The 14,128-nt window shown below is 66.4% G+C and carries 8 protein-coding genes; all 8 read right to left on the reverse strand.

Translation table 11 applies throughout. The features are described 5' to 3' along the window. Window positions 1-11: 11 nt before the first annotated feature. The 8 genes from AAF358_20540 to AAF358_20575 are packed head-to-tail and all read right to left on the reverse strand — an operon-like array spanning window position 12 to window position 14,065. Window positions 12-3,992, reverse strand: coding sequence for a hypothetical protein (locus AAF358_20540; GenBank protein ID MEM7707951.1), 3,981 nt, complete (start codon window positions 3,990-3,992; stop codon window positions 12-14). Next, window positions 3,989-5,956, reverse strand: a complete 1,968-nt coding sequence (locus AAF358_20545; protein ID MEM7707952.1) for a VWA domain-containing protein — start codon at window positions 5,954-5,956, stop codon at window positions 3,989-3,991. The genes AAF358_20540 and AAF358_20545 overlap by 4 nt, the downstream gene beginning before the upstream one ends. Then, complete coding sequence (locus tag AAF358_20550) at window positions 5,953-6,843, reverse strand: DUF58 domain-containing protein (protein ID MEM7707953.1); 891 nt, start codon at window positions 6,841-6,843, stop codon at window positions 5,953-5,955. Before AAF358_20550 ends, AAF358_20545 begins: the two co-directional genes overlap by 4 nt. A gap of 10 nt (window positions 6,844-6,853) precedes the next feature. Further along, a complete protein-coding gene (locus AAF358_20555) occupies window positions 6,854-7,870 on the reverse strand; it encodes an AAA family ATPase (GenBank protein MEM7707954.1) in 1,017 nt (338 codons plus the stop codon). A gap of 27 nt (window positions 7,871-7,897) precedes the next feature. Then, complete coding sequence (locus tag AAF358_20560) at window positions 7,898-10,171, reverse strand: tetratricopeptide repeat protein (protein ID MEM7707955.1); 2,274 nt, start codon at window positions 10,169-10,171, stop codon at window positions 7,898-7,900. Next, window positions 10,168-11,085 carry a hypothetical protein gene (locus tag AAF358_20565; protein ID MEM7707956.1) on the reverse strand — a complete coding sequence of 306 codons (918 nt, stop codon included), beginning with the start codon at window positions 11,083-11,085 and terminating at the stop codon, window positions 10,168-10,170. The genes AAF358_20560 and AAF358_20565 overlap by 4 nt, the downstream gene beginning before the upstream one ends. After that, a complete protein-coding gene (locus tag AAF358_20570; GenBank protein ID MEM7707957.1) occupies window positions 11,085-13,328 on the reverse strand; it encodes a hypothetical protein in 2,244 nt (747 codons plus the stop codon). The genes AAF358_20565 and AAF358_20570 overlap by 1 nt, the downstream gene beginning before the upstream one ends. After that, window positions 13,325-14,065, reverse strand: a complete 741-nt coding sequence (locus AAF358_20575) for a DUF4159 domain-containing protein (protein ID MEM7707958.1) — start codon at window positions 14,063-14,065, stop codon at window positions 13,325-13,327. Before AAF358_20575 ends, AAF358_20570 begins: the two co-directional genes overlap by 4 nt. Window positions 14,066-14,128: the final 63 nt, after the last annotated feature.

Genomic DNA, 14,128 nt, shown 5'->3' on the forward strand with positions numbered 1-14,128 from the left:
GGGAGGGCAGCCTACTGCGGTTGTCCTGAGGTGTCGCCGGAGCGCTCGCCGAGCTCCTGGTAGTAATCGCTGACGGCATCACGGTACTCGGGAGCCACCTGCCGGGGCACCATCGAACGCACCTGCTCCTCCCGGTTGGCGCGCACCGCGGTGCGTACGCCGATCTCCAGGTTCTCCGCCAGCCTCAGCAGCCGCGACAGCTCAGCGTCCAGGAGCGCGGTATCGCCGGTCAAAGACGCCAGATCGAACTCGCCCAGCAGCTCGCGCAGCTCCCGTAGCTCTTCTTCACTCACCCGACGTCCGGCCAGCGAGGGCAGCGCGTCTGAGAGTGAGTCGGCGACCCCATCAGCCCGGTCGTTGAGCATCTGCTGGGCCTCAGCCGGCTGCAGCGCCGCGCTGGCCCGTCGAGGCTGAAAGGTGGCTCCGGCGGGCGAACTGCCGGCTCCCGCGCCGTACGGATTGGACAATCCGCCGCGGGAGTCGGGCCCACCCGGCTGCCCGCCAGCGTCCGCGAGGCGGGTTTCTGCACCGCCGCGATCCCCGGCGGACTGGCCGGGACCCGGCTGCTCGCCGGGCTCGGACGACGCGGTATCGCCGAAGGCACCACGCCCCGGCTGCTGTCCCGGTTGCTCCCCGGATTGCTGTCCTGGCTGCTGTCCTGGCTGCTCGCCAGCCTGCTGACCGGGCGTCTGTCCAGTTTGCTGGCCGGGTTCCTGCCCGAGCGGTCCAGCACCGGGTTCTGCGCTGCCTTCAGCCAGCGCCTGGAGATCGCGGCGAAGCTGACTCAGCTCTGCCAGCGCCTCGTCCAGCGCGCCACGACCCTGCGCCGCGGATCGGCCGGCCCGACGGGCCGCGTCAGCGGCGTTATCGCGCAGGCTGCGCATGGCGTTGGTGACCAGATCTTCGGTTGAGACGATGTAGGCCGCGGCACCATATTCGATGTATTCCGCGGCGACGCCCAGCCGGACGATGGCCTCCGACCGATCGAGCTCAGCGACCCCTTCCCGAAGCGCCTGGCTCCCTTCGGGCGAGGCCTCGTCAAACTGCTGCGCTGCCTCCAGCATGTCTTGCTGCAACGTCTGCAGGTCCTGCCCGAGACGCCGTTTTTGTGTGGCGAGCTCATATTCCTGCATCGGCGTGAGCCCTGATTCCGGCCGGCCGTTGCTGGACAGTCGGTTGGGTTCATCACCCCGCTTCTCCATCGCCTCGCGCAGCGCCGTGTCTAGCGTCTCCGCCAGCTCACTTTGCTCATCCAGGAGCGCCTGCGCCTGATCGGTCAGACCGTCGAAGGTTTCTTCCATCGTCTGCGCCTGCCGCTGGAGCGCCTCGTCTCTGGCAGCCTGCAGCTGGGCCAGCGCCTGCCGCGCCGCCTCGACGTCGGACCCCGCAGCGCCGTTTTCCCCGCCGGCCGGCTGGCCGGCGGGCGCGCTGTTGTCGTTGCTTGCCTGCGCGGAATTTGACGCGTCTTCACCGCTTGACCCCTGGGGTTCCCCGCCCGGCGGCTGCCCTGAACGATTGAGCTCAGCCATCGCCTCAGCCGCCTGCTCGAGCCGCTCCTCCAGCGATGGCTCACCGGACTGCGGCATTTCACTGCTGGAGGACTGCTGCTGCGAGCCGCTGCTGCCGGACTGAGACTGAGACTGGGCCTGAGCCTGACTCTGGCTCTGACTCTGTCCGTCGCTGGGCCGGCCGCGCAGCTGCTCCAGCAGTTCTTCAACCTCGCGCTGCAGTCGCTCCTGCTGCCAGCGCTGGGCGGGCGTGGGACCGCCGGCGCTGTTCATCGCGTCAGCCAGCGCCTGCTGGCGCCGAGCCAGGTCCTCCAGCGCATCCAGCGTCTCGTCTTCGGACTGACCTGGCTGCTGAGGTGACGCCTGGCTGGCGGTCTCGTACTGGTTTTTCTCCAGGTCCAGCTCCAGCTCCATCATCTCCGCCAGATCACTGCCCGAGCCGGAGCCCTGAGCGTTGCTGCTGGTGGTGATCGCAATATCGGTGAACACCGATTCAGCGCGCAGCAGGTGCTGCAGCGCCTCTTGCTCTGGCGCCATGGCCAATTCAAACTCGCCGAGCCTCAGCTGCTCAATCGCTGGCTCCATGGCCACCACCGCGTCGTCGAGGTGGCCGATATACCGAGCGATGTCGTCATCAGCGGCGCTGAGCTGCCGAGCCCGGGCCCGCTCAGCAAGGCTGGTCGCCTGGGCGGCCAGCGTCGCCTGCAGGTCCGACAGCAGGCTGGCTTTGTCCGCCAGTGCGCCGGCGGGCGGATTGGAGGCGACCGGCGCGTCGCTGGCCGGCTCGGCGCCGTTGGCCTCGGCCAGGGTTTCCTCGTCACCGGCTGGCGTCTCGTCGTCCCCCAGATCTTTTTCCTGGCGACGCAGATTCCAGGTGGACAGGATGATCTCGCGCTGGCGCTGCGAAATCTCGTCCTGGTTGCCGGGACCGGACTGGCCGCCGGCCATCTGGGACTGGGAAACTCGCCGATCGAAGGGCTTGATGCTGACAAAAAACAGGTCGGACTCAGCCTCGCTCTCACGATCGCGGGCGCTGGCGTAATACGAGACCACGTCCCCGGGACGCAGGTAGGCACCGTCAGCCAGCGTCTCAAGCATCAGCAGGTGGCTGCGCCGTGCCTTCTCGTCCGGACCGCTGGCCGATTCACCCGCTGGCGCGGCCGCAGGTTCGAGCAGCGGGTGCTCCGTGAACGGGCCACCGTTCACCGCAATGTGCAGCGTCAGGTCCTCAAGCCCAAAGTCGTCCTCCGCGGTCACGTTCAGCGGAATCTCTTCCAGCGCGTGAGCATCCAGATCGCGTGCCGGGCTGGCGAAACTCAAGGCCGGCGCCTGGTCTTCCAGCGCCCGGATCAGGAAATTTTCGGTCAGCCGGACCTGATCTCCGCCGACCACCGCCGCCAGGTAGTATTCCTCGTCCTCGGCAACCGTTAGCGTCCCGCGGGCGACACTTCCGTCCAGCGTCATCGGGGTCGACGAGCCAGCCAGCACCACAGCGGCACCCGGCAGCGGCGCGTCGGTGGTCACCTCAAGCGCCACCTCGGTTCCAGCGATGGCCTTGATATCGCCGCCGGGGCGGATGGTTTCAGACTCCCGGCGAGTCCACAGGGGATACCGATAGGTCATGGAGAAATCGGTGATTCGCGGTAGCGCAATCACTTCGGCGTTGAAGGTTGGACTGCGAACGCCGCCGGCCTGGACGTAATATTCCAGCGCCTCGCGCACCGCGGGAAACGTAAAGCCGAAGCGATCCGGCGACGATTCGCCGTCCGGACCCTCAGCGCCCGCAAGCTCCCGCATACCGGTCGACTGCCAGTCGCCACCGGCGCGCCGCGCGAAAACCTCCGCTGCGGCGGGCGAAAAGCCTTCCGCCTTCGCCTCAACCAGTAGACGACCGCCTCGTCGGACCAGCGTATCGCCCGGAGTGACCACAATGGACTGTGGCGGCAGCAGATCGGGAATCAGCCAGCCACCCCAAAGGTGGCGCATGCCGTAGCCAAACAACCCGGCGCCGCCGGCGAGCAGCACCAGCAGCCCCACCACGCAGAGTCCCGCCAGCGCCGCCGGCACGTTGAGCCGTTTGCTGCTGAGCAGCGCGTCGGGCGCGTGCTCGCGTGCGATGGTCAAAGCATCATCTGCCAGCAGCGGGCGCAGCGGATTGTCCGACGGGGTTCCGGCCCAGGTTTCCAGCCGGCCATCGAAAGGCGCACGCTCTTCGAGCGCTTTGGCCTGCTCGGCGCTATCGGGGGGCCGGCGCAGCGGCCGCCACAGGAGCACGTAGCCCAGCACCGCCAGCAGCAGCACGCCGCCGATGCGAAGCGCCCCCACCTCCGCCTCCGGAAAGCCGTTGCGTACCAGCCAGAAAACCGCGAGCAGCGAGAAGCCTAAGGCCACAGCCGCCAGCACCGCCAGCCCGTCATTGCGCTGCCGGCGTCGCAGACGTTCGGCAAATTCCGTCACGTAGTGATTGAGTTTGCGCTGACTCATGCCGGTTTCCTCATGGTGTAGTTACCCAGCAGCGATTCGGCCAGCACCAGCGCCGCCAGGGCGCAGAGCAGCCAGATCGCCAGCCGGTTGTCGTTCGGTTCGTCGCTCACCGCGTCGACCGGCTGCGCGCTGCGCAGACTGCGTTGGGTCAACGCATCGCGCCAGCGGCTGATCGTCGCCTCGTCCAGAGCGACCAGATCCGATTCCCGCGGGTCGACGTTAACGGCGATGTGTCTGACCGTGCCGTCACTTCCGTGCAAGGCGTAAAAGCCGGTCTGGTCCAGCCGCACGCCCGACCTGTCCAGGCGCTGACCAAACAGATCCCCGGCTGCGCTCGGCGCGACCAGCTCGTAGCTGACGCCTTCGCGCTCGGGCAACGTGAGCAGCGTGCCAGCAACCCGTTGCCGCTCCAGCGTCCGGTGACCTGCCAGATAGTCTGCAACAACCCCGACAAACGGCACAAACGACGCCTTGGTCGGCCAGTCGTTGAAGCGACGATCGAAGCCGCCGTTTACCAGCAGCACGAGCCCGTCGCCCAGGCGATGCTCCAGCACCAGCGGCGGTCCACCCGCCAGCCAGAGTAACGGCTGATCGTCCTCCAGCGATTCCAGCGGCAGAAGCTGGCTCACCTGGATGTCGCGAAACGACAGCCGGCGATCAATCAGCGGGTGCCCCACGGCCACGCCGGTGACCGCTTGTGGATTCGCCGGGCCCTGGTCATCCGCAAGGGCCAGGTCGGTATCCGCGAGCTCGTGACCGGTCAGAGGCAGCCGGCGCAGGCCCTGCGACGCAGCAGCCGCCCCGGCCAACACGCGGCCGCCGCTTCGCACCCACGACTCCAGGGCCCGGCCCAGCCCGCTGGAGACACTGCCGAGATCCTCGATGACCAGCCACCGGTGTCTGCTGAGTCGCCGAGCGTCAAACTCAGCTGACGCTACCGGGGTGAGCTCCGCTCGCGTGCTGACAGCTGTGAGCGCTGCGCTCAGGTAGGGATTGGCCTCCTCAGCACCTGACGCGGGTCCGGCTGACAGCAGCGGAACCTGTTCCTTTGGCGACCGGTCCACCAGCAGGTGGAACTGGTTGTCCATCGTCGTTGCGCCGTCGTCCAGGGAGAGTTTGATCAGGTTTTCCTGCGGCAGCAGGTCAAGCTCGGCACGAAGCAGGCCGCTGGTCGGATCTGACGTCACCCGCAGTGGCGGCTCGTCACCCACCTGAACGAGCACCTCACCGAAGCCGTCTCCCCCCACCAGCTGCGCCGTCAGCACCTCTTCGGAAACGTTGGCAGCGCTGATCCAGGTATTGTCGGTCGCGCCGACCACCGGGTGCAGCTGAAGCTGATAGGGCGCCCGGGGCACCAGTAGAGAAAACTGTGACGGTAGCGCACTCGCCTGAAAATCGCTGACCAGATGCACCACCGCGTCCGCCGCGCTTCGGTCCAGAAAGTCGCCGAGCGAGCTGACCACCTCACCAAGATCCAGGCGGCCGGCCCCGGGCTCAAGTCGGCCAGCAGCGCCGACCAGGGCGCCGCGCGCCTGACCGAGTGGCACAGTCACCTGCAGCCCCCCCTGCGCTGCCAGGAGACCCACCGGCTGGTCGTCAGGAATGGAGGCCAGCACGCGCTCGATCGTCTCCGAAATCGCGTCGTCTAAAGCCGGTCGCTGCATGGACGCGCTCAGATCCAGCACAACCCAATGGATGGTCTCGTCTTCCCCCGCCCCGGCGCCGGCCCTTAGCTGGGGCCGGGCGAAGAGCAAGACCGCCAGCGCCAGCAGCAGAAGGCGCAGGGCCAGCAGCAGCCAATAGCGAATGCGGCGGTCGACAAACACGCGCTGGGTGGCCGCTTCCAATAGCCGAACCGAGCTGAAGGGCTCGCTGCGCGCACTGTCGGTCCGCAGGCGATGCAGCCAAAGCGGCAGACCCAGGAGCGCCAAACCCAGCAGAATTCCTGGCGCTCCGAAATTCATTGACGATGCTGCCGAAATTGGAGGTAGTTGCGCAGCGCCGTGCCGAGCGGCTGACGGGTGTCGAGCAGCACGTGCTGGCCACCCGCACGTCCGACTGCCAGCGCGACGTCCTGAACGTGTTGCTCGACGCGCTGCGGATAGTCGTTGAGCAAAAACTCTCGCGAGACCTCTACCGTTTCGCCCGACTCCATATCTTTGAGGAGTCGCGGACCGCGGTCTTCCGGCTTGAGCTCTTGACCATCGAGCACCTGGAAGAAAATACAGTCGTGCCCCGCCAGGCTCAGCGGCTGCGCCGCCTCAACCATCTGCTCCGGATCACCGAAAAAATCGGATATGACTGCCACGAGACCACGGCGGCTCACGCGGCGGGAAAACTCTTCGATCGGCGGCTGATAGCGGGTGCCACGGCCCGGCTCAAGCGCCTCGATCGTGTGCAGCATGGCGGCGCGCGACCCTGGGCGGGTTGCCGGTGGATGGTAGGCGCGGACGGCCTCGTCAAAGACGAGCAAGCCGGTGGCATCGTGCTGACGACCGGCGAGAAAGGTCAGGCATGCGGCCAGCATCTGGGCGTACCGCAGCTTGCTGACCGGCTGCCCAAAACCCATCGAGGCGCTCGCGTCGAGCAGAATCATCAGGTGGGCGTTTGTATCCCCCAGGAACTGCTTGATCACCATGCGCTCGGATCGCGCATAGACATTCCAGTCCACGTGTCGCGGGTCGTCCCCGTCGCGATAGGGCCGATACTCGGCGAACTCCTGGCTGAAGCCGAACAGGGGCGACCGGTGCAGCCCCAGCAGCAGCCCCTGCACCACGCTGCGCGCGATCAGCTCCATATTGTTCAGACCATCGAGGTCTTCGGGCTGGAGCAGGTGGCTGGCCGGGCGCAACGAGCCGTCCTCAGCTGGCCTGCTGCAGCGCGGGCTGCGCGACCAGATCGGTCAGCACGTCATCCACGGTCAGGCCGTCTGCCTCGGCAAAATAATTGAGCAGTACCCGGTGCCGCAGCACCGGTGCCGCCAGCGCCAGGATGTCTTCAGCGATCACGTGGTAGCGGCCGGCGAGCAAAGCCCGGGCCTTCGCGGCAAGCACCAGAAACAGGCTGGCGCGGACGCTGGCGCCATAGTTTACGTACTTGCGCACCTTATCGGTGGCGGCGGCATCGCTGGGCCGGGTGGCGCGGACGACGTCGACAGCCAGCTGCCCCATGGCCTCGGACACCGGCACCTGACGGACCAGCCACTGGAAGCCGACAATTTCCTCGGCGCTGGTGCAGGCGGTCACTTCGGGCATCTCCACGCGCTCGGTGAAGCGCCGCACCACCGCCAGCTCATCAGCCGCCGGCAGGTAGTCGAGCAGTACGTTGAAGAGAAACCGGTCGAGCTGCGCTTCGGGCAGCGGATAGGTGCCCTCAAGCTCGATGGGGTTTTGCGTGGCCAGAACAAAAAAGGGCTTGCCCAGCTCGTGGGTTGTGCCTCGCACGGTCACGCGCGCCTCCTGCATCGCCTCCAGGAGCGCCGCCTGGGTTTTGGGCGGAGTGCGGTTGATCTCGTCGGCCAGCAGAACATTGGTAAACACCGGGCCAGGCACAAAGCGCCATTGCCGCCGGCCGCTCGCCTCGTCCTCGTCGACGATATCGGTCCCGGTGACGTCCGTCGGCATCAGGTCGGGCGTGAACTGGATACGCTTAAAATCCAGCCCCAGCGCGGTTGCCATGGTGCGAACCAACAGCGTTTTGGCGGTGCCGGGCAGACCGGTGATGAGGCAATGCCCCCCGACCAGCAGCGTGATCAGCAGACTTTCGACCACCTCTTCCTGACCGACGATGACCTTTCCCACCTGGGTACGGATCTCGCCCATGGCGGCGCGGAACCGCTCCACCTGCTTGGCAACGTCCGGACTAAGCTCGGTTTCCATGTTCATTACCCTTCGTAAAAAATTCTCTCAGGACTCAATAAGGCTCATCAGGAGCCTTTGAGCTTCGCGAAAATTGGGCGCCAGTTCCAGTGCTGACAGTACCTCCAGGCGCGCCTCGTCCGTGCGGCCGGCGGAATTCAGCGACCGCGCGAGCTTGAGGTGTGCGTCCGCGCGATCATGAGGGTTCAGCGCCAGGGCCGCTCGATACTCGCGCACCGCCGCGTCGGCATTGCCGAGCTCCAGCCACAGCCCGCCGAGGCGGCTATGTCGCTCCCAGTCCAGCGGCGCAACCCAGTTGGATTCGTCCAGCACGTCTGCAGCCGCCGCCACGTTGCCCTGGTCTTTGAGCAGCTCAGCCAAGCGGTCCAGGGCTGCCGGCACGCGACCACCGGCGTCAAAGAACGCCTGCAGCGCGCTCTGCTCAGCCGCCGGCTCCTCAAGCTCGCGCCGCGCGCGGGCCAGCATCAGGTACGGGCTGTCGGCATCAACATAGGCTGGCAGCAGCGTCGCCGCCCGCTGAGCGGGTTCGACCACGTCGGCCCACCGCTGTTCCCGGGCGGCACCGACGGCGTCTCCGCGTTGCTGCTCAAACTCCGTCAGGGCGGCAAAAGTCTCGCTGAACTCGCTGTCGATAAAGGCGGCAAACCGTTCGTCGAACTGCTCCAGCGTGATCCCGAGCGCCGTTTCCACGGCCTTGCGGGTAGGCGCACCGGCTTTGTACTGAGCCAGGATCTCAACCAGCGGCGCAAAGCCGAACTCTTGTTCGATAAAGTCGCAGGTCAGGCCGGCCTGCATGTAGGACACGATGACCTGCTGCGGGTACGAAGGCCGAATGAAGCTGGCATCGAGTCGCGCCAGCGGCAGCAGCTTGCCTTCCGCCATGGCGTTGAGGGCCACCAGCGGAATTTGCCGTCCCGGGACCGGCCCGGTGCGCCATTCTTCAAAGACGGAGATACCTTCACTGAACCAGCGCGTCACCCGATGATCCGTCGCGCGCAGGGTGAAAATATGGGCGATCTCGTGCCACAGGGTCGTGCCCCAGTGGAAATCATCCGGCGACCGGGCGGCCGGCGAGTCCATGGCCACCACGTAGCCAAAGGTGGCGCCCAGGATACCGACACCAGGCAGGCCGACGGTGCGCACCGCAAAGTCTTCGTGGTCGGGATACATCTCCACGACCACGGGCTGACTGGGCGTGTACTGGTAACGCTCGCTGAACAGCGCGACGCTGCGCCGCGTGAGGTCGGCAACGTAGGGCGTGAGGACGGCCGCCTCTTCGCTATGGAGGCGCAGCTTCATGCCCTTCTCCCCCATCGTCAGGGTGCGAATCTCGAAGCCTTCCAGCGTGTCGAGCAGTCGCAGCGTGTTGACCGTCTTAGCGTTGTAGGGGTCGCCGGTATAGGCGGCCTCGATCTGGCGCCGAGCCTCGACCGGCCGATCCAGTCGCAGCAGGTTGGTCCCGAGTTCGAGGCGGGCGGACCAGAGATCGGGCTGCACGGCGAGCGCCGCCTCATACCACTGCCCCGCCTGCTCGTAGCGCCGGGTGATAACCATAAAGTAAGCCGGCACGGCCCAGGCGTCACCAAAGAATTCGTTCAGCGCCAGCGCCTCGTCCACCCAGGGTTGAACCGGCTCATCGCCGAGCGCAGCGTGCGCCGCGCGAAGCGCAAGCAGCTCAAGCCGTGGCCACGTGCTCGATCGCAGCATGCCGTCAGCCCGGTCGAGAAGGGTCTGCGCATCGTCGAGGTGCCCTTCCTCAAGCGCCAGCCACGCCTTCATCAGGCTGGCCCGGATGGCGGCACCGGTCGGGATATTGGCGTCGGTTAGCAGCGGCTCCAGCGCTTCACTGGCGGCACCGCTGAAGCCGCCAGCCATCACGCTGGCCAGCCCGAGCTTGGCATAGACATAATTGGGATCCAGCGTCAGGGCTTCGTCGAACAATGCCTGAGCCTCTGCTGCCTGGTGAGTCACCGCAAACAGCCATCCCCAGCGGGTACGCAGCGGTGCCGATTCCGGATTCTCCTGCACCGCCTGTCGAAACCAGCGATTGGCCGCTTTGATCTCACCTAGCGCCCAGGCGAGCTCCGCGCGGAGGGCGGTCGCTGGCGCTTTGCCCAGGAGCTGCCGATAACAGGCCCGAGCGCGCTGCAGCTGACCCTCCCAAAGCTGCTGGTCACAGGCGACCAGGCCGGGATCGTCGATCTCGCCATAGTGGATTCCTCGTTGCGTGGCGCTGGCTGCACCAGCGAGCAGGAGCAACGGCACAGCAACCCAGGCGGCGTGTCGGGTAAGCCGGCTCACGGACCCTCTCCTGATCCTGCCGACGAGTCGCCGCCCGCAGCCTCGATCTTCTCCGACACCATCGACAACGAAATCAGCAGGGACTGAAGCTCCTGCAGGTATTCCGCCTGATCCATCTGAGAGCGGCGGGCGCGCAGCGCGCTGATCTGATCGTTCAGCACCTCACGGCGGGCCAGCAGCTCCGGCGCCACCGCGTCACTTGCCGCATCGTCCAGGCGCGCCAGCATGAGCGATGAGGGGTTGTCACCGAGCTGGCGAGGATGCTCGGTTGCCAGCAGCCCTTCGCTATCGAAGTAGTCGGCCACCGCCCGCTCGGCAAAAGCAAACGCCTCGGCGGCGTTGATCCGACGATCTTTATCCAGGTCAGCGGCCGGAGAGCGGAGCGCGCTGGCGAAATGACTCGAGAAGCGCGTGGCCTGCAGCTCGCGTCCGTTTTTTGTTGCGGTGATGACCACGCGACCCGGTTTGCCGGCGAGCCGCTCCAGCAGCGCGCCGCTGGCGCTTGTCGTATTGACCAGCACCTGGCGCTGCGCCGGCAGCGCTTCCAGGGCCGCAGCCAGATCGGTGCCGGTCAAGTCCGGCCCCGCCACGTTGAAACGATAGTCATCGGATGCCATAGACCCGTGACCGATGAGTACCACGATCGCCTGGTCGTCCTCATTCATGCTGCCGGCCCAGCGGTCCAGCTCTGCGAGGATGGTCTCTCGGGTTGCGCCCTGGCCCGTGAGCAGGCTTGCACTGCCCTGCATCGATTGGTGAATCCGCTCGGCGTCCGCGGCAAAGCGGCGATCGTAATCGGCGTCGCCACCCAGGCCCGCCGCCGTCAGGCTATAGACCTCTGCCCGGGCGGTCGGCGTTCCGAACCCGAGCCAGCAAAGGGTCGCCACTACCCAGAGCGTTAAAGACAATCGCATCAGATCACCGACCAGCGGCGCCGCAGCAACCACTCGGCCGCTTTCACGAGCACCAGCAACAGCAGGAGCAGCGGCGCGTCCCAAACCGGCAGCACCTCCGTCGCCGTAATGCCAGCGCTGGTGGTGCTGATCACATCACTGAGCCGGTCGGCTCCGTCGGTGGTGAAATAGCGGCCGCCGGTGGCGACGCTGATGGCCTCAAGCCCGGTTCGATTTTGCGCGAGCGTGACGCGCTCCTGGCGCTGACTCGCGTGAAAAAACGCGGCGCGAGCGGGCACCGCTTTTGGCGGTTCCATCGCTGCCGTCACGCCGCCAGTCGCCGGCTCGGCTATCGCCTCGATAAAATGGGGGCCGTCCCCGCTCATCGGCACGGAGCCGCGGTAGACACCGGGCTCGCCGGGCAGCGGCGTGAGTGACACCCGACTGACCGTAGAGCCGGAAATCTGGGCCACCAGCGGCGCTCCAGAGCGCGGTTCAAAGGCGTTGTCCCGCAGCTCAGCCCGCAGGGAAAGTTCACCGCCTTCGCTGCTGACATCGAGCTCGAACTGTTCGCGCGCCTCGCTGGTCAACGCCCGGAGCGTTTGCCGCCAGAAGGTCTCGTGTCGCTGGTCTTCCAGCGGCAGGCTCATTTGCCAGCGCCAGGTCCCGCCGGTCGCCAGGATCAGCGCGCGCCCGCGCCCGTAAGGCTGCTCCACCAGCAGCGGCTGCGGAGCGCCGTCCACGACCACGTCGAGCAACGTGCTGGCCGCCGGCTTCAGCGCTCCGAGCAGCTGATAGTCAGCCAGCGCCGGCAGCGAATCCCAAAGCTCGTCGTCCGTGGCGGGATCGTCGTCCCAGCGCAGCAGCGCGCTGCTTCTTCCAGCGGGCGTCCGGACCACGGGCCAACGCTGCCGGGAAAAGCTCTCCCGTTCGGCTGCCGGTAGCGCTGCCGGCAGCACGCCGGCGAGCGAGGAGTTGCCCCAACCGCCCTGGCCCAGACCGCTGCGGCCGCCCAGCAACAGCAGACCGCCACCTCGCTGGGCCACAAAATCCCGAATCAGCCCGAGCTGCTGCTCGTCGAACGACGCTGCCTCGATGCTGCCGATCACGATCCCGTCATAGGCGAACAGCGTTTCGGCGTCAGCGGGGAAACCGCCCTCGAGCTCCTCAGCGCTGGCGATCCCCTGGCGGTAGTATTTGTTGGGGCTGACCCGGAGCAGCGACACCAGCTCAAGCCCGGGGTCAGCGCTGACCGCGCGGCGAAGAAATTTATACTCCCACCGCGGCTCACCCTCGATGTAGAGAACGCGCCGGGTTTGCTCGGCGACCTCCAGCATTCTGGTCAGCGTGTTGTTGGCGAGATTAGAATCGTTTGGCCCGGGCTCCAGCGAAAAGGTCAGCGCGTGATGCCCTAGCTCACCCAGCGGCAAATCCATCCAGACGGTGGTTCGGTCACCCTCGCCGAGCGCCACCTCCCGGACTGCCAGCAGCTCCTGATCCCGGCTGACCTTGATGCGGGCCTCCGCCGGTCCCGCGTGGACAATGGTCAGCTGCGCGCGGAGCCGACTGCCGGGCGCCAGCCGCCGAGGCAGCTTGACCGCCCCGATACCGAGATCCTCCGGGATTCGCTCGCGTCCCAGACCCACCGTGTGCACCGGGATTTCCCAGCGTGACAGCTGGCCCAGCGTGCGGTCCCTCGGCGCCGTATCGATACCATCGCTCAGCACCAACACCGCGCCCAGCGGGTTCTGCGCGCTGCGCTGCAGCACCTGGTCCAGTGACCGAGACAGCGCGCTCGCGTCGTCTCGCCCAGCGAGTTCCGTCAGGTCGTCGATCGGTGTCGCGCGGTCGCTGAACCGGAATAGCTCCACATCGAAGTCCTCGGCAAGTTCCGCAAAAGCGTCCCCGCCGAGCAATTCACGGACCGCATCCAGCCGGCTGCGCCCCGCGTGCTGATAGCTCATGCTGGCTGAGTCATCGACCAAGACCGCCAGCGTGTTGCTGCCGGGTAACACCCGGTCGACGGATAGCGAGGGACGCCAGAGGAGGGTCACAACGCCAGCCAGCAGCATCAGCTGAAGGACTCCGATACCAAGCCGTTGCGCCGGACTCAGGTTGTGGCCACGCCGGACCAAACCCGCAACCAGTAGCGCGCCGCCGACGCCGATCAGCGCTAGCGCCAGCCACAGCGGCCAGCCTGAGGCGAAAAAGAGTGTTCCGTCGCGCCAGGTCTCAGCCGGGTATTTGAGCCAGAAATCGATCAATGGGTCATGGCGTAAAGCAGGTAGTTGATGCCAAAGCGATAGGCCAGAGCCGTCATCGGCTCGGGATACTCCGGCCAGTCGGCGTGCTCCCAGGCATCACCCATGTCCATATTGAAGTTGATCGCCAGCATCAGCCGGCCATCGTCGTCATAGACACCGCGCCAGTGCGGCTCGAAGCCGTCCTGTTCCCAGGTTCGCCCGCTTCGCAGCGGCATGATGCCGGGGATCTGTATGCGCTGATCGAGATCGTAAAACACGTGCAGCACCGGATCATCGTTGGGGATGTCACGCACCGGCCGATCGGGAAACACGCGGCTCAGCGTCGACATAAACCCCGACCATTCCAGCGAACCGTGAAAATCGTCGACCATCAAGAACCCGCCCCGCAGCAGGTACTCCCGAAGCCGGCGCGCCTCGTCCAGGTCCAGATGCCAGCCGCCCACCTCTACGGCATAGAGCCAGGGGTAGTCGAACACCTCATCGCTGGACAGCGTCAGCACGTGGCCGTCCGGATCCGCGTCGACGCGCGTCAGGCGCCGCACCCCGCCGAGAAAATGATGCTCAGCATCCGGATAATCCGTCCGCCAGAGGCTGCTGCGCCGGTTACCCCCGCGCAGCTGGTTGGTGGTAAAAGCGACCCGGGCAAACACAAACTCCGCCTCAGCCGCTGGGGCCACGGGAATGGTGGTGCTGGCAGGATCGGCTTTCGTTGAGGTGCTCAGCACGGCGAGCATCATGATAGCGAGAAGCCGTGCGCGTGCGATCTTAGGTGCTGCTGATGCTTTGCGGGCCAATGGTTA

It is taken from the genome of Pseudomonadota bacterium, from assembly GCA_039033415.1.
Classification (GTDB): domain Bacteria; phylum Pseudomonadota; class Gammaproteobacteria; order Xanthomonadales; family SZUA-38; genus JANQOZ01.